The following is a 20079-nucleotide window of genomic DNA, read 5'->3' on the forward strand; positions in this document are numbered from 1 at the left end:
GCATGGCATTTGCCATTTTTCGGAAGACAGCGGCGCGGCCCGTCCGCACAGATCAAGGAACGCATCCATGAAAACGCATGCACAGGTCGTGGTCATCGGCGGCGGTGTCGTCGGCTGTTCGGTGCTCTATCACCTGACCAAATACGGCTGGACCGACGTGATCCTGATCGAGCGGTCCGAACTCACCTCCGGCTCGACCTGGCATGCGGCGGGCGGCTTCCATACCCTGAACGGCGACACCAACATGGCCGCGCTTCAGGGCTATACGATCCAGCTCTACAAGGAATTGGAGAAGATCACCGGCATGTCCTGCGGGCTCCATCATGTCGGCGGCATCACTCTTGCCGACAACCAGGCCCGGTTCGAGATGCTGAAGGCCGAACGCGCCAAGCACCGTTACATGGGCCTTCACACCGAGGTCCTAGGGCCGGAGGAGATCGAGAAGTTCACCTATGGCCAAGTGAACCTCGACGGCATCATCGGCGCGCTTTACGACCCCTTGGACGGCCATCTCGACCCCTCGGGCACGACCCACGCCTACGCCAGGGCGGCGCGCATGGGCGGGGCGGAGATCGTGCTGCACAACCGGGTGCTTGAAACCAATCCGCGCGCCGACGGCAGTTGGGATGTGGTGACGGAAAAGGGCACCATCCATGCCGAGCATGTCGTGAACGCCGGCGGCCTCTGGGCGCGCGAGGTCGGGGCGATGGCCGGGGTCTACCTGCCGCTCTTGCCGATGGCGCACCAGTATCTGGTGACCGACGACATTCCGGAAATCATGGATATCCTGAAGACCGGGAAGGAATTCCCGCATGTCATGGACCCGGGCGGCGAAAGCTACCTGCGCCAGGAAGGCCGCGGTCTCTGCATCGGGTTCTATGAGAAACCGTGCGAGCCCTGGGCGCTCGACGGCACGCCGTGGCAGTTCGGGCACGAGCTTCTGAACGAGGATTTCACCAAGATCGAGGACTCCGTCGCCTTCGCCTATCGCCGCTTCCCGGTCCTCGAACGCGCCGGCGTCAAGCGCGTGATCCACGGCCCCTTCACCTTCGCCCCCGATGGCAACCCGCTGATCGGGCCGGTGCCGGGTCTCAGGAACTACTGGTCGGCCTGCGCGGTCATGGCCGGGTTCAGCCAGGGCGGCGGCATGGGAAAATCCTTGGCCGAATGGATGATCCACGGCGAGACCGAGGTCGACCCGCGCGGCTTCGACGTTGCCCGCTTCGGCAAGTGGACGACGCCGGGCTACACCGTCCCGAAGGTGATCGAGAACTACCAGATGCGGTTCTCGGTCTCCTACCCGAACGAGGAACGCCCCGCCGCGCGGCCGTTCCGCACCACGCCGATGTACGACATCTTCGATGGTCTGGGCGCGGTCTGGGGTCAGCAATACGGGCTTGAGGTCGTCAACTACTTCGCTCTTCCGGGCGAGCCGCGCTACGAGACGCCGACTTTCAAGCGCTCCAACGCCTGGGAGGCAACGCGGCAGGAGGTTCTGGCCGTGCGCGAGGGCGTCGGCATCAACGAGGTGCAGAACTTCGGCAAGTTCCGTGTTACCGGTCCGAATGCACGGGCTTGGCTCGACCGGATCATGGCCGGCGCGATCCCGAAGCCGGGGCGGCTCAGCCTGACGCCGATGCTCAGCCCCAAGGGCAAGATCATCGGTGACTTCACCGTCACCTGCATCAGCGAGACCGAATTCCAGATCACCGGCTCCTACGGCGCGCAGGACCAGCACCTGCGTTGGTTCGAGGCGAACCTCGACGAGGGCGTGACGGTCGAGAACATGTCCGACCGCATCACCGGTTTCCAGATCGCCGGCCCGAAGGCGCGCGATCTTCTGGCGCGGGTGACACGCTCGGATGTTTCTAGCGGGGCGTTCAAGTTCATGGATGCGAAACAGTTGACGGTCGGCATGGTCGATTGTCTCGTCCAGCGCGTCAGCTATACCGGCGATCTCGGCTATGAGATATTCTGCGATTTCATGAAGCAGCGCGCGCTCTGGAACGCACTCTGGGAATCGGGGCGGGATCTGGGCCTGCGTCCCTTCGGCATGCGCGCGATGATGTCCCTGCGCCTCGACAAGCTGTTCGGTTCCTGGGCGCGGGAATTCAGCCCGGACTATTTCCCCGGTGAGACCGGCATCGACCGTTTCATCCGCTGGAACAAACCTGCGGAGTGGATCGGCAAGGCGCCCGCCCTGAAGGAAAAGGCGGAAGGTCCGAAGCGCCGGAGCTGCGCCTTCGTGGTCGAGGCGGAGGATGCCGACGTGGTGGCCTATGAGCCGATCTGGGTCGGCGACAAGGTCGTCGGGTTCTGCACCTCGGGCGGCTATTCGCACTGGAGCGGACAATCCGTGGCGATGGGATTCCTGCCGGTCGATCTGATCCGCGACGGGCTTGAGGCCGAAATCGAGATCCTCGGCACCCGCCGCAAGGCCAGGCTGATCCCCGGCCCGCTCTGGGACGCCGACGGCGCCCGCATGCGGGGGTGAGCGGCGCCCGGATACGCTCCGGCGGAGCGTTTCCGGCCACGAACGGCCCGAACGCGAGCGTAGGGCCGGGAGAGGCGTCGGCCCTTCGTCGCCGGCATCCCCCTTGCGTCATCTGCCCTGCAGGCCGATAGTTGGCGCCAAGATCGAATGCAGGCAATCCGGGGCGCCCCGGCGGAGGAGACGCCGCATGACGGACCTTGCCATCCTCATTCCCGCCGCTGGCGCGTCGCGCCGCATGCGCGGCTCCGACAAGCTCCTGGAGGAGGTCCACGGCGAACCGGCCCTGCGACACACGACGGCGCTAGCGGCGGCAACCGGCGCCCAGGTGATCGTGACCCTGCCCTCGTCCGGGCCGCTCTTGCCGGCGCGGCGGGCCGTCCTGATGGGGCTCGGCGTGCGTGTCGTGGCGATCCCCGACGCGCATGAAGGCATGGCAGCGAGCTTACGGGCGGGCGCGCACGAGATTGGCCAGGCCGAGGGGCTGATGGTGCTTCTGCCCGACATGCCCGAGATCGACGGCCACGACCTCGCGCGGCTGATCGCCACCTTTGCCGAAGACCCCACCTGCCCCCTTCGCGCGACCACCGAAGACGGCAGCGAGGCGGGCCATCCGGTGATCTTTCCGCGGCGGCTGATGCAGGAAATGGCCGTCCTCACCGGCGACCGCGGCGGCCGCGTGGTGCTGGAGGGCGAAACGCTCAGGACCTGCGCCCTGCCCGGGCGTCGGGCGGTCACCGATCTCGACACCCCGGAAGACTGGGAGGCGTGGCGGCAGCGGGGCGTTTGATATCGCTTCGAAGCATCAGGCCGCGATGGCGGCCGTAACCGTGGCGGCCGGCGCGAAGGCGGCGCGCGCCAGGTCGAAGGCCGCCTGCCCTTCGGTGTTTGCAAGTTCAGGGAAGATCGTCAGGATTTCGCGGCGCTGGGCCGGATGCAAACCGTCGAGCGCAGCCGCTTCGGGCAGGAAGCTCTCGCTCCAGCAGCCGTTCGCCGACACGATCTCGTGCGCGTCGAACAGGATGTGGACATAGACCACAGCGTCGACGCATGCAGGTTCGGCGACGCCCAGCCCGATCAGGTCCACGGCCGCGAGGAGGATTTCGCTCTCTCCGGCAAGCTCCATCGCCTCGGCCCCGGTCAGGAGCATGCGGTGCTGCGGGCTGACCACGATGTCACGTGCCGGGCGGCCATCGCCGAGGGCGCCGGCGGCAATCCGCACCGGCAGAAACTCGGGGTAGTTGGCAAGCATCGCCCCGTCGAACCGGCGCGCGCCGATCCAGCGGATCGGGCGATAGCCGTTGTCGCGGGTCAGGACCCGGTCGCCGACGCAGAGGCCCTCAATCGGCACCGGACCGCGTCGGGTGGCGATTTCCGTGCCTGCGGTAAAACAGGGAGTATGGGGAGCGGCGGCCTTGTGCCCCGTCGGGCCTTCGTAAGGCGCATCGGCCGCAACACGCCGACCGGATGTTCTTTTTGACTCGCCGTTCATCTCCGGCACTCCCAACACCACAACGTCACGCCCACACCACAGCGTCACTGCCGATTTAGCCCGCTATTCGGACTCCATTAAGGCAGTCGCACGGCATTTGGCGCCGGATTGGCCCGATTTACAGGGGAAAAACAACCATAGCGGGTTGAATACCGTTCGCGGATCGCCCATAGGGGCAGACGGTTGTATCAGGCGGAAAATGCAAGGACGTCGCGTCCTGAAACCTCCGGCCGGACCGGCGCAGGCCCCGACCAACCCGCGTCGCCTGCGTCTGGCAGAATCGCCAACACCTCGGCCCGTGCCACGTCCGACATCGCGGCGAGCGATGCCGCGCCGGGTCGGAAACTCTCGGTCCAGACACCGTCGGCCAGAATGGCCTCGTGACGGGAGAAGAGAACTTGAAGATAGCTGACCGAGACCGGCGCCACGGTATCGATCCCCGGCCGACCGACGAGGTCGGCCGCCGCGACCAATCCTTCTTCGGCCACCGTCCCTCCCTCGCCCCGGGACTGCACCAGCAGCCGGTGATTGGGCGACAGGAGGAGGTCGCGCGCCGGCAATCCACGCCCAAGCGCCCCCGCCCGGATGAGGACGGGCCGCAAGACCGGCAGGAGCCCGAGATCGCGCCAGCCATAGGTGCAGGCGCCGGTCCAGAGGACCGTCTGCACCCCGCTATCGCGCGTCACCACGCGGTCGCCGGGCCGCAACTCCTCGACCGGACACTCGCCGCGTCCGGTGACGATCAGGGCGCCCGGCGTGAAACAGGGAACACAGGGAAGGAGACCATCCAACCCGGCCTCCCCGGCGCAGCGATTCTTCGCGTCCAGTGGTTCGACCTGCCGGAGGGACGCGTCATCTTCGTCGTAGACCAGCCGAACCGCCGCGGGAGCCGCACCGGGGAGAAGCGGCCAGGCTCCGGAGATTGTCTGGTCCAGTCCCGGCATGGCCGTCCCTCCCCCTTTGCCTCAGTGACGCAGAAGACTCGCTTCGTGGCGCTTCAGCGTGCGGCGCGCGGAGGTATAGGCCTTCCGTCCCTCCGCCTGCTCAAGCTCCGGGAAAATCTCGTAGATCTCGTTGCGCTGGGCATTGCCGAGACCGTTCAGCGAATAATCGCCGGGCTGGAACGACTCCGTCCAGCAGCCATTGGCCAGCACCACTTCGTGCTGGTCGCACATGAAATGCACATAGGTCACACCGAGCGTCTGCACCGGCCGGATCGACCGGCTGTTCGCCAGATGCTTGGCCGCAACGAGCACCTCATGCTCCTCGAAATAGAGCATCGTCCGTTCGTTCGCGACGAGAAGGCGGTGGTTCGGGCTGACCAGCATGTCCCGCTCCGGCAACCCGCCGCCGAGGCTGCCCTGCGAGATGAGGACCGGCTTCAGATGTTCGTGCGCGGCAAGCTGGCCGTAATCGAGCGTCCTTTGACCGACCCAGCGGATTTCCTGAATGCCGTTGTCTCGGGTGACGATCCTGTCGCCGACCTTGAGATCTTCGACGGCGCGCTCGCCCTGGGGCGTCGCGATGGCGGTTCCGGGTGTGAAGCAGGGCACGATATTCTCGATATTTTCAAAGGTGAGGGTTCCGACGATGTTCCCCTGGGCATCGAGGAATTCCACGATCCCGTTTTCCGGGTTCGACGGGTCGAAGATGACGTTGGTCAGGGCCTTGCCCCAGTCGCGAAGGTCAAGCGTGTCGTAATCGACCCCGCCCTCGCCGCCATCGATGCTGTCACCGGGGGTCGTGCCGGTGAAGGTGTCTCGGTCGTCCCAGCCGAACTGGGTATCGGCCCCGGCGCCGCCCGTCAGCGTATCGTCGCCGGTCCCGCCATGCAGGTAGTCCGCGCCGTCCCCGCCGTCCAGAACGTCATTGCCGGCATCACCGAAGAGGACGTCGTCGCCCCGCCCGCCCAGGACGGTGTCGTTGCCGCCGCCACCGTCGAGCGTGTCCTGACCGATGCCGCCGTCGATGTAGTCGTTGCCGCCTTGACCGCGTACAAAGTCGTCGCCGGCCTCGCCATAGACCTGATCGTTGCCCGCCCCGGCCAGGACCGTGTCATTGCCGGCGCCGGCAAGCACGTAGTCGTCGTTCGGCGCGGCCCCCGGCAGGATCGCATCGTTGGCGTCGATCCGGTCGCCCTCGGGATCGCCGAGATAGGAGATGTCGATCAGGTCGTCGCCCGCCGTGCCTTCGACGATGCCGTCAAGTGCGGCGGCAATGTTGTCGACGCTGTCAGAGATGCTGAGGCTGTCGACCGACCCGCGAAAGAACTCCGTCAGGTTGTTGGCTGCCCCGTCGGCCGACCGTTCGGCACTTGCCCCGATGACCCACGGCTCGTTGTCGGACGGGCCCATATCCATCGTCAGGGCGGCGCCTATCGCCTCGGACCAAGTCGCCCCCGTGGACCCGTTCGTCACGATGAAAGCGCCGCCCTTGCCCGACGCGTCCCACGAATAGCTGAGCGTGAGCGCGTCGCCATTCGAAAAGAAGCCGTCGGGTGTTGAAAACACGTACTCATGTGTCGCCGTGTTGTGATGGACCACGACCGCCCCGGAGGCCGTCGTGGCAAGGCTGAACTGACCGCCATTGTCCATACCGGCGCTGTCGCGCGAGAGGATCGCGTCCTCACCGCGACCGGTATGGCAGGCCTGGCTGAAGACAAGCTCGATCGTGCCCTGCGACAGCTGGAACGCCTCCGACGTGGCGATCTTGGCGTGATCGTTCCGCCCGTCGAGAACCAGCTTGCCACCCACCATCGACGCGCCGTTCAGCAGAACCCCCTGCTGCTGTCCGGCGGCCGGGGCGGAATCGTCCAGACCCGTCCCCGAACCGTCGAACTCGTAGCTCGCAATGACCGTCATACCAAACGTTCCCCCACCCGGAACCCTTCGCCCGAAGGCGCACCCACACGACGTCCCGGGCACAGGCCCGGCACAAACTGTGCTGAATGCGAAAACGGATCGTTTCCACCCCAGCGGCAGGGAGGTCAGCCCCCTGCAATTTTCAGACTGTTTCGGCCCCGATCGCTGTCGCGGTCCCCAGACCACGGATCGCGGGGCACCTCACCCAGCCACCACACTGCCCCCCACAAGGGCATCTCCAGAATTACTGCCCGCAGCCGGGTTGCGGAAGGGAAAAGTGTCGGAAAAGCGGCACCTTTCGCGTTCTGATTGTTGCAAGACCCGGAGTTCTGCGCCGGACCTCGGGGTGTACGGAGAACCACTGTTTCCAACCCGAAACGGCGGACTCTGCCGCGAAGCCCTTGTTTTTCGGGAAACCTGTGATTGTTCCAACCGGGGCTCCTTCGATCACCCGGCGGCGACCTGTCTATTTCGACAGGTGCTCGTTTCTATTTCAGAAACAACCGGAACCGACGAGCGGCGGACTGTCTGGAAATATGGCAAGAATGGGGCAGATGAAAATCCGTGCACAATCCGGCGCCAAATCCGGTTTCGGCGCGTGATTGTTCCGGGCGCCGCAGGAGCACCTCGCAACGATTCGCCATGACGCGCCGGTCAAAACTGCAAAGGAATAAGATTTGGTGCCCGAGGCGAGACTCGAACTCGCACGCCTTCCGTCATATCTGGATCGTGGGCATGTATGGCTTGCCACGAGGCGGGGAAGGGAAGTTGGATCGACTTTGATCCCATCTGGATCGACGTCGAAGCCGGGCACTATGGGACATGACGAGAACGGAAGGCGATCAAACCATGATTCTCTCAAAGCGTTTTACAAAACCGGATTTTGGCGACTTTCCCGCCGTCGGTCATATCGCGAAAACGTCAATGATTTCAATTTGGTGCCCGAGGCGAGACTCGAACTCGCATGCCTTGCGGCGGCGGATTTTGAATCCGCTGCGTCTACCATTCCGCCACTCGGGCCACCGGAACGCGGTCTAGCGCTCCGCCGGCGCCAAGACAAGAGCCTTGAACCGCTCAGAGTTCGGTGGCGCTGAACGTGTCACATGCGCCGATGGAGCCGCTCTGATATCCGGCCGCGAACCAGCGCTGGCGCTGCTCCGAGGTGCCATGCGTGAACGTGTGCGGCATCGGGCGCTGTCCGGCATTGCGTTGGAGCGTGTCGTCGCCGATCTGTTTCGCGGCATTCATGGCCTCGGCCACGTCGCCCGCTTCGATCGAGCCGAAGCGTTCGTTCGCATGCCGTGCCCAGACGCCCGAGAAGCAATCCGCCTGCAACTCGATCCGGACCGAGATCGCGTTCGACTCGGCCTCGCTCGACTGCTGGCGGATCCTGTTCGCCTCGCCGAGGATACCAAGCTCGTCCTGAACATGGTGGGCAATCTCGTGGGCCACCACGTAGGCGGCGGCGAAGTCGCCCCCGGCGCCAAGGCGCTGGGCCAGCGTGGCGAAGAAGTCGGTGTCGAGATAGGCCTTCTTGTCGAGCGGACAGTAGAAGGGCCCGGTCGCCCCCGATGCATTTCCGCAAGGCGACTGCGTCACTTGCTTGAAGAGAACGAGCGTCACCGGCTCGTAGGTCGCGCCAAGTTCCCGGGTAAAGATCTCGCCCCAGACATCCTCGGTATCGGCGAGCGTGACCGAGACGAAATCGGCCGCGCGCATGTCGGCCTCGGTCAGATCGACATTCTGGGTGCCGCCGATGGGCGCGCCCGTCAAGAGCGGCGTCACGTCGATGCCGAGGAAGTAACCGATCGCCAGCACCGCGAGCATCCCGCCAAGCCCCAGACCGCCGGCGCGGCCCGCGCTCATCCGGCGCCGGTCCTCGATGTTGCGACTGCCGCGACGTCCTTGCCACTTCATGCGAAAGCCCCCCGAAACGGCCTGTTACCACGAACGCCAAAACACTAACCTGTTATCGGCGACCCCGAAAGACCCGACGCGCTTGACGCCGGCCCAGCCGCATGGCCTAAGGGCGCGGGGCATTTCGGGCAGGTTTGGATGATCCGCGCACTCTACGACTGGACGATGCGGCTGGCCGACCATCCGCGCTCACTCAGGGCGCTCGGTGTCGTGTCCTTCGTGGAAAGCTCCTTCTTCCCGATCCCGCCCGACGTCCTGATGGTGCCGATGATCATCGCGCGTCCGTCTCGCGCCTGGGTGATCGCCACGGTGGCGCTCGTCACCTCGGTTCTCGGCGGCTTGCTCGGCTATCTCATCGGCGCGGTGCTCTGGGATGCGGTGGGCCAGCCGATCCTCGAATTCTACGGCAAGACCGACGCGGCGGACGACTTCGCGGCCCGCTTCAACGACTACGGCGCCTGGGCGGTGCTGATCGCGGGCATCACGCCGTTTCCCTTCAAGGTGATCACCATCATGTCGGGCTGGACCGGCCTGTCGCTGCCCATCTTCATCGCCTCGGCCATCGTCGCGCGCGGCATCCGCTTCTTCGTCGTCGCCGGTCTCTTGTGGCAATTCGGCGCGCCCATGCGCGATTTCATCGAGCGCCGGCTCGGACTTGTGTTCACGCTGTTCATGACCCTTCTGATCGGCGGATTTGCCCTGGTGAAGTACCTATGACGTCGCGCCGCCTCATCCTGCTTGTCGCCGGCGGGTCCGCCGCCCTGCTCCTCGGGGCGTTCTTCTTCCAAATGCTCGGTTACGCGCCCTGCAAGCTCTGCCTCTGGCAGCGCTGGCCGCATGGCGCGGCGATCCTCATCGGCGCCGCGATCATCGCCACCGGCTGGCGCGCGCTTGCCTGGGCAGGCGCGGCGGCGGCGGCGCTGACCGGCGGGATCGGGATCTACCACGCCGGCGTGGAACAGGGTTGGTGGCCCGGCCCCGATACCTGCACGTCCGGCGGCGACCTTGCCGGCTCGGCCGAGGATCTCCTGAACCAGATCATGGACGCGCCGCTCATCCGCTGCGACGAGATCGCCTGGAGTTTCGCCGGCCTCTCGATGGCCTCTTGGAACGCGATCCTCTCCTTCGCGCTCGTCGCGATCTGGATTGCCGCCGCCCGCCGCGCCTGACGGCGGGGCTCGCGCGGCCTAGCGCCGTCCGGCCCGGCGCGTGGACAGCAAAAGGCTCGTCTCGCTCGCCAGAACCCCCTCGTAACCGCGCACCTTCAGAAGCACCGCGTCCAACTCCTCCAGCGTCCGGGTGCCGAGTTCCGCGATCAGGTCCCAGCGGCCATTGGTCGAATGCACCGCCGTCACCTCCGGCAGGCCGGAAAGCCGCGCGATGATCCGCTCGGTTCCGCGCCCCTCGATCGCGATCATCATCAGCCCCCGCACCGGCATCGCCGTCACGTCGCCACGGGTGACGACGGTAAAGCCCTGGATCTCGCCGCGCGCCTGCAATCGCTCCATTCGCGCCGTCACTGTCGCCCGCGCGAGGCCGAGCTGCGCCGCGAGATCGGAGAAGGAGGCCCGCCCGTCGCGCCTGAGAGCAGCGATCAGGGCCTGATCGGTATCGTCCAGATCGCTCATTCTTCCCGCCGTTTTGTCAATTCACTTGCGCAATCTGATAATAGCGGCGCTTTCCTCCGGCGCAATCCGGCAAGAGACTCGTATCACCCGAATCCCGAACCGAGCAGACGAGCCATGACCCAGACCACGATCCTGATCGGCGCGCCGATCGACAGCGGCCAGAAACGCGAAGGTTGCCTGATGGGCCCCGCCGCCTACCGCGTCGCCGGGCTGGCGCAAAGCCTCGAGGCGCTTGGCCGGCCGGTCGCGGACTGGGGCGACGTGCCGCCGGCACCGTTCCGCGACGCCGCCTGCCCCAACCCGGCGGTCCATCACCTGAACGAGACCGTCGCCTGGACCGAGGCCCTTGCCGCCTGCGCGGAGGAGGCGATGGGCCAGGGCCTGCCGATCTTCCTCGGCGGGGACCATTCGCTCTCGCTCGGCTCGGTCGCCGGCGTCGCCGCCCATGCGGCGAAGGCGAGCCGGCCGCTCTTCGTCCTCTGGCTCGACGCCCATTCGGACTACCACACGCCGCTCACAACCCAGTCCGGCAACCTCCACGGCACGCCCGTCGCCTACATCGCCGGGCGCGGCGGCTTCGACGCCTTCCCGCCCTTCCCCGCGCCGGTCCCGGCCGAGCGGATCTGTCTCTACGGCATCCGCTCCGTCGACAGCGCCGAACATTCCGGCCTTCTCGAAAGCGACGCCACGATCTGCGATATGCGAGTCCTTGATGAGCGCGGCATCGTCGCCCCCTTGCGCGAATTCCTCGACCGGGTGCGCGCCGCGAACGGCTTTCTCCACGTCTCCCTCGACGTCGATTTTCTCGACCCCTCTATTGCGCCAGCCGTCGGCACCACAGTCCCCGGCGGCACCACCTTCCGCGAGGCGCATCTGGTGATGGAGCACTTGCACGAAAGCGGCCTCGTCACTTCGCTCGACCTCGTGGAGCTCAACCCCTTCCTCGACGAACGCGGTCGCACCGCCCGCCTGATGGTCGACCTCGTCGGCTCCCTGATGGGCCGCAAGGTCTTCGACCGCCCGACCCGGAGCTTTGGATAATGAGCCTAAACATCGTTCCTTTCGTTAGTGTCGACAACATGATGAAGCTCGTTCATCATCTTGGTCCCGAGCGCATGATGACCGAGATCGCGGCCTATATCGAGGCGGATTTCCGGCGCTGGGAGAGCTTCGACAAGACGCCGCGCGTCGCATCGCATTCCGATGTCGGCGTGATCGAACTCATGCCCACCTCGGACGGCGAGATGTACGGCTTCAAATATGTGAACGGTCATCCGAAGAACACCCGCGAGGGGCTTCAGACCGTCACCGCCTTCGGCCTTCTGGCCGAGGTCCAGACCGGCTACCCGATCCTCCTGACCGAGATGACGATCCTGACCGCGCTCCGCACCGCCGCAATGTCGGCGCTTGCCGCGAAACACCTCGCGCCCGAGGGGGCAACCACGATGGCGCTGATCGGAAACGGCGCGCAGGCGGAATTCCAGGCGCTGGCCTTCCGCGCGATCTGCGGCGTGACCCATGTCCGGCTTTACGATTCCGACCCCGCCGCCACCCGGAAATGCATAAGGAATCTCGCCGGTTCCGGTCTGACCCTCACCCCCTGCACGAGCGCGGAGGAGGCGATGGAAGGCGCCGAGATCATCACCACCTGTACCGCCGACAAGCAACTCGCCACGATTCTCACCGACAACATGGTCGGCCCCGGCACACATATCAACGCGGTCGGTGGCGACTGCCCCGGCAAGACCGAGCTGCACCACGACATCCTCCTGCGTTCCGCGATCTTCGTCGAATACCCGCCCCAGACCCGGATCGAGGGCGAGATCCAGCAACTCGCCCCCGACCACCCCGTCACCGAACTCTGGCAGGTCATCACCGGGCAGGCGGAGGGCCGCACCGATGCCCGCCAGATCACGCTTTTCGACAGCGTCGGCTTCGCGATCGAGGATTTCTCCGCGCTCCGCTACGTCCACGACCAGCTCAAGACCCTGCCCTACAGCGAACCCCTCGACATGATCGCCGACCCCGACGACCCGCGCGATCTTTACGGCATGCTCCTGCGCGCCAAGGCCAAGGCGGCCTGACGGCTCTTTCATCTTGCTCGAAATACCTCGGGGGTGCGGGGGCAGCGCCCCCGCCCGGCTCCAAACCCGCTTGCGCAGCGCGGGCCAAAACCCTATTCCCCGGCCATGACACACGCGCATCAACGCCTTCTCATCATCGACTTCGGCAGCCAGGTCACGCAACTCATCGCGCGCCGGCTGAGGGAATTGAACGTCTATTGCGAAATCCACCCCTTCAACCGAGTGGACGACGCCTTCCTGAAGGACTTCGCCCCGAAGGCGGTGATCTTCTCCGGTGGCCCCGCCTCGGTCTTCGCCGACGGCGCGCCGATGCCGCCCGCAAGCGTCTTCGACCTCGGCGTGCCGATCCTCGGCATCTGCTACGGCCAGCAGGTGATGATGCATCTCCTCGGCGGCAAGGTGGAGCGCGGCCACGGCACTGCCGAGTTCGGCCGCGCCTATGTCACCCCGGCTGACGACAAGCTCGCTATCCTCGACGGCTGGTTCGAGGGCGGCCGCGAGCAGGTCTGGATGAGCCACGGCGACCACGTCTCGAAGATCGCGCCGGGCTTTCAGGTCTACGGCACCTCGCCCAACGCGCCCTTCGCGATCACCGCCGACCCGAAGCGGCATTTCTACGCCGTCCAGTTCCATCCCGAAGTCCACCACACCCCTAAGGGCGCGAAGCTTTACGAGAACTTCGTGCGTCTTGCCGGATTCACCGGCGACTGGACGATGGGTGCCTACCGCGAGGACGCGATCGAGAAGATCCGCGCCCAGGTCGGCGACCAGAAGGTGATCTGCGGCCTGTCCGGCGGTGTCGACAGTTCCGTCGCCGCGGTCCTCATCCATGAGGCAATCGGCGACCAGCTCACTTGCGTCTTCGTCGATCACGGGCTTCTGCGCCTTGGCGAGGCGGAAGAAGTCGTGACCATGTTTCGCGACACCTACAACATCCCGCTGATCCATGCCGACGAAAGTGATCTCTTCCTTGGCGCGCTCGAAGGCGTCTCGGACCCGGAAGTGAAGCGCAAGACCATCGGCAAGCTCTTCATCGACGTCTTCCAGAAGCACGCTCACGAGGTCGGCGGCGCGACCTTCCTCGCGCAGGGCACGCTCTACCCGGACGTGATCGAAAGCGTCAGCTTCTCGGGCGGGCCCTCGGTCACGATCAAGTCGCACCACAATGTCGGCGGCCTGCCGGAGAAGATGGGCATGAAGCTTGTCGAACCCCTGCGGGAACTCTTCAAGGACGAGGTCCGCGCCCTTGGCTGCGAACTTGGCCTGCCGGACAAGTTCATCGGCCGCCACCCCTTCCCCGGCCCCGGCCTTGCCATCCGTTGCCCGGGCGAGATCACGCGCGAAAAGCTCGACATCCTGAGGAAGGCCGACGCGGTCTATATCGACCAGATCCGCAAGCACGGGCTTTACGACGAGATCTGGCAGGCCTTCGTGGCGATCCTGCCGGTCAGGACCGTGGGCGTCATGGGCGACTACCGCACCTATGACTATGCCTGCTCCCTGCGCGCGGTGACGAGTGTCGACGGCATGACGGCGGATTACTACCCCTTCACCCACGACTTTCTCGGCGAGACCGCGACGCGGATCATCAACGAGGTGCAGGGCATCAACCGGGTGATGTACGATGTGACATCGAAGCCCCCCGGCACGATCGAGATGGAGTAATTCTTTCCGCGCGGCGCCGGCGTCACGGCGCCGCGTCGCGCCACCTTCGCGGCCCACCCGGCGCCCGCGCCCGAGGTGGATTCGCGGCGGTTGCCCCTACTCCCGGCGGCACGGTCCCGCTTGTTGCCCGTTCCCTTCTGTCGCTCTTACCCGGATCGCCGCGCCGGGTCTGGAATACCGCCACTGCGGTATCCGGACCTTCGTGCTAGACTGCCCCCATTCCATATCTATCTTTTGCGTTTTCGTGTTTCACGCGCCAGCTTCGGCGCCCTTCAATTTCGAAGAGGTGAATTCATGGGCGACAGCATTCGGGATCGTTTTGATCTTCTGACCGAAAACCTCCTCGCGGACGGCAACCTCAAGGTCAAGTATCTCTTCACGTCGATCATCGACATGGAGGTGACCCAGGCGATCCAGTACAAGGACGCGCACCGCCACCTGACCGACCCGGCCGACCGTCAACCCGACAATGCCGTGCCCCTGGTGCGCGGCAAGCCGGCCTGGGTCCGGGTCTATGTGACGAGTTATTTCGGTCCGGCGGAGGTTCTGCGAGGGCATCTCAAGATCGCGCGGAGCATCGGCTGGCTTCCGGTCTTCCACGATGTCGCGACCCTCGCGGCGCAGGCGCCGGGCATCGTGACGACCGCGCATGACAGCTACGCGACCGAGCGCTCGACCCTCGGCACGACGCTGAATTTCATCATCCCGGCCGACCAGATGCACGGGAACCTGAGGCTGACGGCGGAAATCTGGCGCGACGGGACCAGCGCCGCCTCGGTCATCGACAGCCATCAGATCTCGGTGTCGGCGAACCTCGATCAGACCTTGGCGATCCGGGGCGTCTTGATCGCCTATAACGGACCGAACGCTGCCGGTACGGCGACGCTCAATCTGGCCGCGCCGACGCTGGCCAACCTTGCGACCACGGCGGCCTGGTCGCTGACGACGATGCCGGTCAACGCGCAAGGGCAATTCTCAAGCGCCGGCACGATCAACTGGGGCACGCCCCTGACCGGCATGGCCCTGTCGCCCGGCGGCTGTTCGCAGCAGTGGCTCGACCTCAACGCGGCCATCGCGCAGGTCCGCACGAATGACGGCAACCGCACTGATGTCATCTACTACGGGCTTTTGCCGAACGGCATTCCGATCGCCAATGTCGGCGGTTGCGCGTCGAGCGGGGTGACCAGCGGCCGTGTCGGCAATGGTGTGACCATGGCCCACGAGGTCGGGCATGCCTGCGGGTTGCCGCATGCGCCCTGCGGAACGCCGGGGGATCCGAACTATCCGGCCTATGAACCCTATGACCCGGCCGGGGTGCCGATGGCGTCCATCGGGGAATACGGTCTCGATATCAACGACGGCACGATCCGTCTCCCGAGCCGCAAAGACCTGATGTCCTATTGCGGCGGCGACTGGTTTTCCCTCTACAATTACCAGCGGCTTTTCGACAATGTCCGGCTCAACCCGGTCTGGCACCGGTTCCGGTTCCGCATCCCGGAACTCGTCGATCCGTTCCTCTGGCCGTGGGAATACCTGCCCGATCCGCCGCCGCCTTGGCTGACCCAGGACTGGAGACAGATCGTGACCGAATCCCTCGTCTCCGTCATCGCGGTCGTGGGGCCCGGCAACCGCATCGACGTCAAGTGCGTGATGAGGCTCGAAACCACCTCGCGGATCGACGGGGCCGTCACGGCATCAGGCTATGCGCTGCAGATGATCGGCGGGAACGGAACCGTCGTCGCTGAGGTGCCGCTCATGCGCCTGCCCTCTCAGGGCTGCGGCTGTGGCGGCAAGGGCGATTGCGGCTGCGACGGAGGCGGCGGCGCCAGCGACGAACGTGGCCCCTTCCTTGCGCAAGGCTTCCTGCCGGACCGCGAACCGGGCGAGGCGCTGCGCATTGTCAGATACGATGGCGACGCGACGGAACCGCGCGAGATCTGGGTGCGGAAGGCGACCAAGGCGCCGCCCAGGATCGCTGCCTTCGACGTGGCCCTCGACGGCGAGGCCGGACGGGCGAAGTGGAAAGCCGAAGGCGGCGGAGAGCAGCCGCTCGATTTCGCGATCCAGGTCTCCAAGGATGACGGCCGGTCGTGGAACAACCTCGCCGCCGGGCTCAAGGATCGCGATCTGTCGTTCGATGCAACCGGCCTTCCCGCTGGCGAGCTGACATTCCGGCTGCTGGCCCATGACGGCTTCTTTACCGCCAAGGCCACGACCGGGCCGATCAGGATGCGGGAACGGGCGCCGGGCCTCGCGATCCTTCACCCGCGTGAGGGTTCGGCCATCGCCGCTGGTGTGCCGATGCGGCTCTGGGCTGCTGTCGATCAGAGAAACGGCCTGCCCATTGAACCCGCGGCGTGCCGCTGGTCTCTGGACGGCAAGGAGGCGGGAACGGGTTCCGATACCTATGTCACCGCCCCCGCACCCGGACGCCACACCGCCACGGTCAACGTCAAGACGAAGGCGGGGACCGCGAAGGCGACGGTGGCGTTCGAAACCTATCCCGATGACGACGCCCCGCGCTGAGGGGTCGCGGATCGCGTGCGAACGACTGAGGGGGCGCGTGGAACGGCGCCCCCTCGATTTTCCACCGCCCGCGAATGCGGATTCTCCGCGTCTCCGCCGCCCGGGACTTCCCAGACGGCCCGCCCCGCCCTATTCTCGCCGCCATGCCACGCGTGATCCTTTCTGGCTTCCTACGCTGCCGGACCCTCGAAGAGGCCGACCGGGTCTCCGTCCTGCTGCCCGAGCATATCCGCCTGACCCGCGCCGAGCCGGGCTGTCTTAGGTTCGAGGTTCTGCGGTCGCATTCCGATCCGACCTGCTTTGCCGTCACCGAAGCCTTCCGCGACCGGGAGGCATTCGAGACCCATCAGGCCCGTGCCGCAGGCACGATCTGGGCGCGCGCCACCAAGGGAATTCCGCGGGAATACGAGATCAGGGACGAAGCCGGTTAAGGCGTTTCGGATCTACCTCGCACCGGCTTCCGGACGATTCCCCCGCAATCTCCACGACGCGGAACTCCAACGCCAGCCGGGACCGCCTCAGCTGCCGAGGATCGCCAGGACATATCCCTTCGTCTCGGCGTAAGGCGGGACACCGCCATGCTTTTCGACCGCCTCGGGCCCGGCATTGTATGCCGCGAGCGCAAGCTTCCAGTCCCCAAAGCGGTCGTACATCATCCGCAGGTATTTCGCCCCGCCGTTGAGATTGTCGTTGGGATCCGTCGCGTTGACGCCGAGCCGCCGCGCGGTCGCCGGCATCAGCTGTGCAAGCCCCGTCGCCCCCTTGTGAGAGACTGCCTGCGGGTTCCAGCCGCTTTCCTGCTGGACGAGACGCAGGAACAGATCCTCCGGCACCCCGTGCCGCCGCGCCGCGTCCTTCGCGGCGTCGAGGTAAAGCCCCCGGTAACGTCCCGAATAGCTCGGGATCGCCACGGGCACCGCACCCGACTTGCCGTGCGGCGTGAGTTTCACCGAGGCCGAATACTGGGTCGCCGCCCGGGTATCGAGAACAGCCGTCTGCTTGCGGAACATCGCGAGCCGTGACGATGAGGCGTTGCCGAAGACAAGCCCCTCGGCCCGCACAGCCTCCACTTCGCCTCCCGTCACAAGCGTGACGGCAAGGAATGCAACCTTCGAAAATCGCATCGGTCCCCCGCCCAATTTCCCGCGCGCGACTATACCGAAGTTTTCGGCGCGGGCCAGCACGAACCCAGATCGGTTACCTCAACCAGAGGCGGTTGCGACCTCGGGCCGCACAAGCGGTCCACCAAGCAGTTCCTCGATCAGCAGGTTGACGAGCTGCCCGCGCCCCGGAACCCCGGCCTTGCGGTAGATCGCATTCAGATGGGTCTTGACCGTCCCCTCGGCCGACCCGCGCAGCGCGGCGATCTCGGCGATGGAGAACCCCTTGATGGTGAAGGCGGCGACATCCGCCTCTGACGGGGTCAGGCGCCATTCCTCGAAATAGTCCTCCATCACCTCGTGCAACGCGCCCGAGGCGGCGGAGAGCGCCCGCTCGGCATGGGCCTGCCGGCGCAGGAGCCGGACAAGATAGGTGCCTTCGAAAACGACCCCGGCGACAAGACCGAGATTGGCGAGGATCTCCATCACGAGATGCGGGCGTACCCACATCGAGGCTGGCTCCTCGATGAGATCGCCGAAAAGATCGAACATGAAAAACGCCGCGCAGAACCCCTGCACGAGCATCAACACCAGGACCGCCGAGACCTTCGTTCGTTCCGGTCGTTTCGTTCGGATCATCCCTTGTCCCCTGCTTCCGGCATCGACTTGTAGCCGGTCAGCATGGATTTCGGAAGATTGATCCCAAGCCGCCGGCTTTCGAAGATCACGGCGGCGATATGGGCGGCGATCGACAGTTCCGCCCAGGTCACGGCAACCTCGTGCAATTCCTCGACCCAGCCGACACCGAACCAGGTCAGCGTCGTCATCATGTAACCGGTGAGGCCGATGACGAGAATCGAAGCCATGAGATTGTAGATCATCAGCGCGCCGAGCGGCGAATGCCCGATATGGGCGTGGCGCCGTCCGGTCGCCATTTCACGCATCTGCCGGATGGCGCCCGAGAGCGAGGGCGGGAAGTCCGCGAACCGCGCGTGGCGGGTGCCGGTCAGGCCCCAGAGAATGCGCAGCCCGATCAGGGCGACGACCGCGTAGCCAACGATTTCGTGCAGCTTGCCTTCGGCATCTGTGAAGATCGCATTGGCAGTGAACCCCGCCACAAGCGACCAGTGAAAGGCCCGGACGACCGGATCCCAGACTTTGACCTTGGCCATCGCGGCACATCCTTCGCGTTCAGAGGGACCGGCCGCAAGATCTCACCGCCGGCCATACGTGGCTCAGCCTTCTTCCTTGGTCCGCACGACCTTCAGCTCGGCGTCGAGGTAGATTTCGTACATCTTGCCGTCCTTCACAGCGTAGACCTCGATCATCCCGTCTTCATCGTCGATCTTGCGAACGTCGTAGCCCTGAGCCGTCAGGTCGGCGGCGATCTTTTCCTGTGTGGCGGCGTCCGGCGTCGATCCGGCAAGGGCTGGAAGGACGAGGCCGAGGATCAGCGCGGCGGCGGTCGCGAGGGTCTTCTTCGGTGTCATGTCGCATCTCTCTCCATGAGCCGGGGCGGGTTGCGCCGGCTTCCGGGCGTCGAAGTGCAATGCCAGGCGCTGCCTGCCCATCCGTCCGCGGGCACAGATACGGGCCTGCCGGAGGTCTGCAACCGGAGTTGGAGGCCCTGATCCGGACGTGAATTATCGTAATCTTAATCATGAGTGCTTTTCTTGACCGGAACCGAATGGTCTAACGGGGGCCAATTGGAATCGCGACGAGGAGGTCCGCATGGCGGGGTCAGTGAACAAGGTCATTCTGGTCGGAAATCTCGGCCGCGATCCGGAAGTGCGGTCGTTCCAGAATGGCGGCAAGGTCTGCAACCTGCGGATCGCCACGTCCGAGACCTGGCGCGACCGCAATACCGGAGAGCGCAAGGACCGGACCGAATGGCATTCGGTCGCGATCTTTCAGGAAGGTCTGGTGAAGGTCGCGGAACAGTACCTGCGCAAGGGCTCCAAGGTCTATATCGAGGGGCAGTTGCAGACCCGAAAATGGCAGGACCAGAACGGTCAGGACCGCTATTCGACCGAAGTGGTACTTCAGGGCTTCAATGGCACACTGGTGATGCTCGATGGCCGCGATGGCGGTTCGGGCGGTGGCGGCGGCGGCTTCGACGACGACCGCTCCGGGGGCGGCTACGGTGGTGGTGGCTCGGGCGGCGGCTACGGCGGCGGATCGAGCAGCAGCGGCGGCGGCAGGCCGGATCTCGACGACGAAATCCCGTTCTGAACGAAGCTCACGGACAAAAATCAGGGGCGCAGCGTCACGGCCGCGCCCTTCTTTCTGCACGACACCGACGGGCCACCGCTCCG

19 protein-coding genes and 1 tRNA gene are annotated in these 20079 nt (G+C 65.6%); 10 read left to right on the forward strand and 10 right to left on the reverse strand.

Annotation, left to right across the window (positions count from 1 at the left end):
• Nucleotides 1-67 precede the first annotated feature (67 nt).
• Both V5734_RS11635 and V5734_RS11640 read left to right on the forward strand, forming a co-directional pair.
• The gene (locus tag V5734_RS11635; protein WP_347309830.1) at nucleotides 68-2494 is read left to right on the forward strand and encodes a GcvT family protein; all 2427 of its coding nucleotides are present in this window, start codon (nucleotides 68-70) and stop codon (nucleotides 2492-2494) included.
• Nucleotides 2495-2681: 187 nt separating this feature from the next.
• Entirely contained in the window at nucleotides 2682-3281 is a 600-nt protein-coding gene (locus V5734_RS11640) for a nucleotidyltransferase family protein (protein WP_347309831.1), read from the forward strand.
• Nucleotides 3282-3296: 15 nt separating this feature from the next.
• Here the strand turns inward: V5734_RS11640 and V5734_RS11645 are convergent, their stop codons facing one another.
• The 5 genes from V5734_RS11645 to ypfJ all read right to left on the reverse strand — a co-directional run bounded on the left by V5734_RS11645 (nucleotide 3297) and on the right by ypfJ (nucleotide 8761).
• Nucleotides 3297-3842, reverse strand: a complete 546-nt coding sequence (locus V5734_RS11645; RefSeq protein ID WP_347309832.1) for a Hint domain-containing protein — start codon at nucleotides 3840-3842, stop codon at nucleotides 3297-3299.
• A 329-nt stretch (nucleotides 3843-4171) separates the two neighbouring features.
• Nucleotides 4172-4927: a Hint domain-containing protein gene (locus V5734_RS11650; RefSeq protein ID WP_347309833.1), complete on the reverse strand. Its 756-nt coding sequence runs from the start codon at nucleotides 4925-4927 to the stop codon at nucleotides 4172-4174.
• Between the two features lie 21 nt (nucleotides 4928-4948).
• Nucleotides 4949-6844, reverse strand: coding sequence for a Hint domain-containing protein (locus V5734_RS11655; protein ID WP_347309834.1), 1896 nt, complete (start codon nucleotides 6842-6844; stop codon nucleotides 4949-4951).
• 936 nt (nucleotides 6845-7780) lie between these two features.
• Nucleotides 7781-7864, reverse strand: a tRNA-Leu gene (locus V5734_RS11660).
• Nucleotides 7865-7918: 54 nt separating this feature from the next.
• Nucleotides 7919-8761, reverse strand: a complete 843-nt coding sequence (gene ypfJ / locus V5734_RS11665; RefSeq protein ID WP_347309835.1) for a KPN_02809 family neutral zinc metallopeptidase — start codon at nucleotides 8759-8761, stop codon at nucleotides 7919-7921.
• 138 nt (nucleotides 8762-8899) lie between these two features.
• On the opposite strand from ypfJ, the gene V5734_RS11670 reads away from it, so the two are divergent.
• Both V5734_RS11670 and V5734_RS11675 read left to right on the forward strand, forming a co-directional pair.
• Nucleotides 8900-9478, forward strand: a complete 579-nt coding sequence (locus tag V5734_RS11670; protein WP_347309836.1) for a YqaA family protein — start codon at nucleotides 8900-8902, stop codon at nucleotides 9476-9478.
• Nucleotides 9475-9930 carry a disulfide bond formation protein B gene (locus V5734_RS11675; protein ID WP_347309837.1) on the forward strand — a complete coding sequence of 152 codons (456 nt, stop codon included), beginning with the start codon at nucleotides 9475-9477 and terminating at the stop codon, nucleotides 9928-9930. Before V5734_RS11670 ends, V5734_RS11675 begins: the two co-directional genes overlap by 4 nt.
• An 18-nt stretch (nucleotides 9931-9948) precedes the next feature.
• Here V5734_RS11675 and V5734_RS11680 read toward each other — a convergent pair whose 3' ends face one another.
• On the reverse strand, nucleotides 9949-10380 hold the full coding sequence (locus tag V5734_RS11680) for an Lrp/AsnC family transcriptional regulator (RefSeq protein ID WP_347313623.1): 432 nt from the start codon (nucleotides 10378-10380) through the stop codon (nucleotides 9949-9951).
• 123 nt (nucleotides 10381-10503) lie between these two features.
• Here V5734_RS11680 and rocF point away from each other — a divergent pair, with 123 nt between their 5' ends.
• The 5 genes from rocF (at nucleotide 10504) to V5734_RS11705 (ending at nucleotide 17095) form a co-directional block, all read left to right on the forward strand.
• Entirely contained in the window at nucleotides 10504-11430 is a 927-nt protein-coding gene (gene rocF, locus V5734_RS11685; RefSeq protein ID WP_347309838.1) for an arginase, read from the forward strand.
• Complete coding sequence (locus tag V5734_RS11690; RefSeq protein ID WP_347309839.1) at nucleotides 11430-12473, forward strand: ornithine cyclodeaminase; 1044 nt, start codon at nucleotides 11430-11432, stop codon at nucleotides 12471-12473. Before rocF ends, V5734_RS11690 begins: the two co-directional genes overlap by 1 nt.
• Before the next feature lie 105 nt (nucleotides 12474-12578).
• Entirely contained in the window at nucleotides 12579-14138 is a 1560-nt protein-coding gene (gene guaA / locus V5734_RS11695; protein ID WP_347309840.1) for a glutamine-hydrolyzing GMP synthase, read from the forward strand.
• A 294-nt stretch (nucleotides 14139-14432) separates the two neighbouring features.
• Nucleotides 14433-16664: a M66 family metalloprotease gene (locus V5734_RS11700; RefSeq protein WP_347309841.1), complete on the forward strand. Its 2232-nt coding sequence runs from the start codon at nucleotides 14433-14435 to the stop codon at nucleotides 16662-16664.
• Between the two features lie 143 nt (nucleotides 16665-16807).
• The gene (locus V5734_RS11705) at nucleotides 16808-17095 is read left to right on the forward strand and encodes a putative quinol monooxygenase (RefSeq protein WP_347309842.1); all 288 of its coding nucleotides are present in this window, start codon (nucleotides 16808-16810) and stop codon (nucleotides 17093-17095) included.
• An 87-nt stretch (nucleotides 17096-17182) separates the two neighbouring features.
• Here V5734_RS11705 and V5734_RS11710 read toward each other — a convergent pair whose 3' ends face one another.
• The 4 genes from V5734_RS11710 to V5734_RS11725 all read right to left on the reverse strand — a co-directional run bounded on the left by V5734_RS11710 (nucleotide 17183) and on the right by V5734_RS11725 (nucleotide 19254).
• Entirely contained in the window at nucleotides 17183-17788 is a 606-nt protein-coding gene (locus V5734_RS11710; protein ID WP_347309843.1) for a lytic transglycosylase domain-containing protein, read from the reverse strand.
• Nucleotides 17789-17866: 78 nt separating this feature from the next.
• Nucleotides 17867-18403 carry a helix-turn-helix transcriptional regulator gene (locus V5734_RS11715; RefSeq protein WP_347309844.1) on the reverse strand — a complete coding sequence of 179 codons (537 nt, stop codon included), beginning with the start codon at nucleotides 18401-18403 and terminating at the stop codon, nucleotides 17867-17869.
• Nucleotides 18400-18936, reverse strand: coding sequence for a cytochrome b/b6 domain-containing protein (locus V5734_RS11720; RefSeq protein ID WP_347309845.1), 537 nt, complete (start codon nucleotides 18934-18936; stop codon nucleotides 18400-18402). The genes V5734_RS11715 and V5734_RS11720 overlap by 4 nt, the downstream gene beginning before the upstream one ends.
• 63 nt (nucleotides 18937-18999) lie before the next feature.
• The gene (locus tag V5734_RS11725; RefSeq protein WP_347309846.1) at nucleotides 19000-19254 is read right to left on the reverse strand and encodes a PepSY domain-containing protein; all 255 of its coding nucleotides are present in this window, start codon (nucleotides 19252-19254) and stop codon (nucleotides 19000-19002) included.
• Nucleotides 19255-19495: 241 nt separating this feature from the next.
• Between V5734_RS11725 and V5734_RS11730 the strand changes: the two genes are divergently transcribed.
• On the forward strand, nucleotides 19496-19996 hold the full coding sequence (locus V5734_RS11730) for a single-stranded DNA-binding protein (protein ID WP_347309847.1): 501 nt from the start codon (nucleotides 19496-19498) through the stop codon (nucleotides 19994-19996).
• Nucleotides 19997-20079 lie beyond the last annotated feature (83 nt).

Origin of the sequence: Defluviimonas sp. SAOS-178_SWC, from assembly GCF_039830135.1 — a bacterium.
Taxonomy (GTDB): Bacteria; Pseudomonadota; Alphaproteobacteria; order Rhodobacterales; family Rhodobacteraceae; genus Albidovulum.

Excerpts from the sequence above, each read along its gene's own strand:
- V5734_RS11635 (WP_347309830.1), top strand. The coding sequence starts at position 68 with ATGAAAACGCATGCACAGGTCGTGGTCATCGGCGGCGGTGTCGTCGGC.
- guaA (WP_347309840.1), top strand. The coding sequence starts at position 12,579 with ATGACACACGCGCATCAACGCCTTCTCATCATCGACTTCGGCAGCCAG.
- ypfJ (WP_347309835.1), bottom strand. The coding sequence starts at position 8,761 with ATGAAGTGGCAAGGACGTCGCGGCAGTCGCAACATCGAGGACCGGCGC.
- V5734_RS11650 (WP_347309833.1), bottom strand. The coding sequence starts at position 4,927 with ATGCCGGGACTGGACCAGACAATCTCCGGAGCCTGGCCGCTTCTCCCC.
- V5734_RS11640 (WP_347309831.1), top strand. The coding sequence starts at position 2,682 with ATGACGGACCTTGCCATCCTCATTCCCGCCGCTGGCGCGTCGCGCCGC.
- V5734_RS11710 (WP_347309843.1), bottom strand. The coding sequence starts at position 17,788 with ATGCGATTTTCGAAGGTTGCATTCCTTGCCGTCACGCTTGTGACGGGA.
- V5734_RS11705 (WP_347309842.1), top strand. The coding sequence starts at position 16,808 with ATGCCACGCGTGATCCTTTCTGGCTTCCTACGCTGCCGGACCCTCGAA.
- V5734_RS11690 (WP_347309839.1), top strand. The coding sequence starts at position 11,430 with ATGAGCCTAAACATCGTTCCTTTCGTTAGTGTCGACAACATGATGAAG.
- V5734_RS11700 (WP_347309841.1), top strand. The coding sequence starts at position 14,433 with ATGGGCGACAGCATTCGGGATCGTTTTGATCTTCTGACCGAAAACCTC.
- V5734_RS11715 (WP_347309844.1), bottom strand. The coding sequence starts at position 18,403 with ATGATCCGAACGAAACGACCGGAACGAACGAAGGTCTCGGCGGTCCTG.
- V5734_RS11725 (WP_347309846.1), bottom strand. The coding sequence starts at position 19,254 with ATGACACCGAAGAAGACCCTCGCGACCGCCGCCGCGCTGATCCTCGGC.
- V5734_RS11670 (WP_347309836.1), top strand. The coding sequence starts at position 8,900 with ATGATCCGCGCACTCTACGACTGGACGATGCGGCTGGCCGACCATCCG.
- V5734_RS11730 (WP_347309847.1), top strand. The coding sequence starts at position 19,496 with ATGGCGGGGTCAGTGAACAAGGTCATTCTGGTCGGAAATCTCGGCCGC.
- rocF (WP_347309838.1), top strand. The coding sequence starts at position 10,504 with ATGACCCAGACCACGATCCTGATCGGCGCGCCGATCGACAGCGGCCAG.
- V5734_RS11720 (WP_347309845.1), bottom strand. The coding sequence starts at position 18,936 with ATGGCCAAGGTCAAAGTCTGGGATCCGGTCGTCCGGGCCTTTCACTGG.
- V5734_RS11655 (WP_347309834.1), bottom strand. The coding sequence starts at position 6,844 with ATGACGGTCATTGCGAGCTACGAGTTCGACGGTTCGGGGACGGGTCTG.
- V5734_RS11675 (WP_347309837.1), top strand. The coding sequence starts at position 9,475 with ATGACGTCGCGCCGCCTCATCCTGCTTGTCGCCGGCGGGTCCGCCGCC.